Annotated in this window: 2 protein-coding genes; one reads left to right on the forward strand and one right to left on the reverse strand. The window is 51.0% G+C overall.

Translation table 11 applies throughout. The features are described from left to right. Positions 1–18: 18 nt before the first annotated feature. On the reverse strand, positions 19–243 hold the full coding sequence (locus KOO63_16665; protein MBU8923451.1) for a hypothetical protein: 225 nt from the start codon (positions 241–243) through the stop codon (positions 19–21). Between the two features lie 305 nt (positions 244–548). Here KOO63_16665 and KOO63_16670 point away from each other — a divergent pair, with 305 nt between their 5' ends. Continuing rightward, a complete protein-coding gene (locus KOO63_16670) occupies positions 549–3350 on the forward strand; it encodes an N-6 DNA methylase (GenBank protein ID MBU8923452.1) in 2802 nt (933 codons plus the stop codon). Positions 3351–3360 lie beyond the last annotated feature (10 nt).

Genomic DNA, 3360 nt, shown 5'->3' on the forward strand with positions numbered 1-3360 from the left:
TGGTAGAAGCCAAAAACTCTACTTTAGAAACCTCCACTTGACGGGGAAGCTTACGTAGTCATCTTCCCCGCGATTAGCCTTCTCCTCCTCGTCGATCCAGTCTTCTTCCTCCCACGACATACCCCGTCGGCCAGGAACAACTCGACACTTCCCCGCTCGGTAGAACGCGCAGGACTTCGGCCCGTAGCAGAAGGTTTCGAAGCGGTGCCGTTTCACATCTGGCTTCCACTGGTCGATGATCATTTCGACGGGCATCCGGCAGCCCAGATGCAGGTCGTGCATTTAGCAACGTACGTGGGGGCGTCTAGTCGCCTATGTCCGCGTTTTCGGTAGGGAGGGGCAGCCCAACCCAACCCAGGGCGGCGGACGGGGGCGTCAGGAGGGATTCCTTGGTTAAAGAACTCGGTGGGTTTGAGATCAGTGAGGTTAGCAGGTGATTTGGACTATTCGCCTATGCTATTCTCATCCCGCCAATGCCGATCACCATTGCAGGTTGAGCAATCATTCGACCCGAAAGAACAGAGATTTTTTCCAAGAAGGGTACATTTATGCCAGCTCCGGAATCAGTAAAGAAGCTAATTGGAACATTTGGCAACAACATCGATTTCTACAAATCCACCGAATACAAAGAAGACCAACTGCGGCAGGAGTTTCTTAACCCCTTCTTCAAAGAGTTGGGTTGGGATATGGACAACACCGCCGGGCTGGCCCCGCAATACCGCGACGTTATCCACGAAGCCTCCATCAAAATCGGCGGCTCCACCAAGGCTCCGGACTACGCCTTTTCGATCCACGGCCAATATAAATTCTTTCTCGAGGCAAAAAAGCCCGCCGTCAATGTGAAGTACGACTCTGATCCGGCCTTCCAGCTCCGTCGCTATGGGTGGTCGGCCAAGCTACCAATATCGATCCTGACCGACTTCGAAGAGTTCAGTATTTACGACTGCCGCAAGCGACCCAAGCGCGGGGAGAAAGCATCGACATCTCGGCTCGCCTATTTTAGATACAACGACTACATTGAGAAGTGGGACGAACTTTGCGCCACCTTCTCTAAGGAAGCTATACTCCAAGGTTCGTTCGATAAATACGCCGTCGACGCCAAGCGCCATCGTGGAACCGACACCGTTGACAACGCCTTTCTTGAGGATATCGAAAATTGGCGCAACGGGCTTGCACGGAACTTTGCCCTTCGCAATCCGGCCCTGTCCGTCCGTGATCTTAACTTTGCCGTACAGAAGACCATCGACCGCCTCATATTCCTGCGCATCTGCGAAGACCGCGGCACGGAGGACTACAAGCGCTTAGCCGCCTTGCTCAGCGGTGGACGCATGTATCAACGGCTGCTCGACTTATTCAAGCAGGCTGATGCACGTTACAACTCTGGCTTATTTTACTTGTCCGCCGAAAACGGGCGTGGTGCGCCCGACAAAGTTACGCCGAATCTCGAACTCGATGATCGCGTTCTCAAGGAGATTATTTCTAAGCTTTATTATCCCGAATCACCCTACGAGTTTTCCGTTCTGCCCGCCGACATCCTCGGGCAGGTCTACGAGCAATTCCTCGGAAAAACCATTCACTTGACGAAGGGGCACCAGGCAAAGATTGAGGAAAAACCCGAAGTCCGAAAAGCCGGCGGCGTCTACTACACCCCCAGCTACATCGTCGATTATATCGTAAAGACCACCCTCGGCCGACAGCTCAATGGTAGCGACCCGGAAAAGCCCCAGCCCATCGCAGTATCTAGGGCAGCTGAAATCAAAGTACTCGACCCTGCCTGCGGTTCCGGTTCATTCCTTATCGTCGCCTACCAATATCTCCTCGACTGGCATTTGCGCCAATACACCGTCGATCCCGAATCCAATGAATCCGATGCAGGCAAGATTAAGCGCCACTCCAGCGGAAAGAACCCAAAAATCTTCCAGTTGCCCGATGGCGCTTGGAAGCTCGCCGCAACCGAACGCAAACGCATTTTGCTCAACAATATCTTCGGAGTCGACACCGACGAGCAAGCTGTAGAAGTTACCAAACTCTCCTTGCTTCTCAAGACAATTGAAGGCGAAACCCAACAAATCATTCAACGCGACTGGGTTCGTGAGCGTGAGCGCATTCTCCCAGATATTGGAAAAAACGTTATATGCGGCAACTCCCTTATCGGAGCTGACTTCTACGATAATGAGCAACTGCTCCTGCTGGACGAGAAAGCCCAATATCGCATCAACACTTTTGACTGGAAACAAGGCTTCCCCGAGATCATGCAGCGCGGCGGATTCGACTGCATCATCGGCAATCCTCCCTATGTTTTTGGCCGAGACTGGAAGCTACTCGGCATATCAGAGGAAGAGCGAAGATATTTCCAAGAGCACTATTCTTGGTCCCCCTACCAACTGGACATGTTCTCTCTTTTTATGGAACGATGCTTTCAATTGACTTCGGCTACCGGAAGGGTTGGACAAATCGTACCCAACATTTGGTTGACCAATACATACTCAGCATTGACACGAGCGAAGCTCTTGAAAGCTTCTGAAAACCTTGTTGTTACTGATCCGCCTCGAGATGTTTTTGCGAAATTGACAGTGGATACTGTTGTTTATACTTGCGATAAATCAAGCACCCCGGGTACCGAATTTCATGTGCGTGCCCTCAGCCACACCGGTTCAATTGAGAGTATTTCGACATTACAGGTCGCTGACTACGAAGATGGCAAACGCCCAATTTCTTTGACTTTGTCGGAAGCAGCCGCGCTTGTTGTCTACAAGCTGGACGGTTTGCCCAATCGGCTTGGCGATGTTGCCAACATTACCCGGGGAGTTCATCCGTACCGTACGGGAGGCTATGGTAAGAGCGCATTTAGTACCGGGTGCCAAACAAAACAGGACTGCGAGAAACGGCCATATCACTCTATTGATCAACTGGCAGGCTTTCGACCGTTCATCTATGGAAAGAACCTCAGACGCTTTGGGGCTTTTGCCCCCGAAGAGTTTATAAAATACGGGAAATGGTTAGCTGAGCCGAGAGCGCCTCAGTTTTTTGAAGGCGAGAGAATTTACTCGCGCAAGATACTTGCGAAAAGATTGGTCGTCACTCTTGAATGCGGCGAGTCAGTTGCGGACCAACAAGTATATATCACCAAGCTCAAGGATGATGCGGCACTAAAAAGCGCATATATTTGCGGTATTTTGGCGAGTAGTCTGTTGGCCTTCTTTATCTATGGATATTACGATGAGTCCATGGATGCTTTCCCGCAAATAAAAGTTGGACAGCTAAGGAACCTCCCCATTCCCACAATCGACTTCGACAACCCCAGCTGTAGCGTCCAGAAACAAATGTCTCCCTTCTTCCTGATTAATTAGGTGACAGATT

This window comes from Candidatus Latescibacterota bacterium, assembly GCA_019038625.1.
Lineage (GTDB): Bacteria > Krumholzibacteriota > Krumholzibacteriia > Krumholzibacteriales > Krumholzibacteriaceae > JAGLYV01.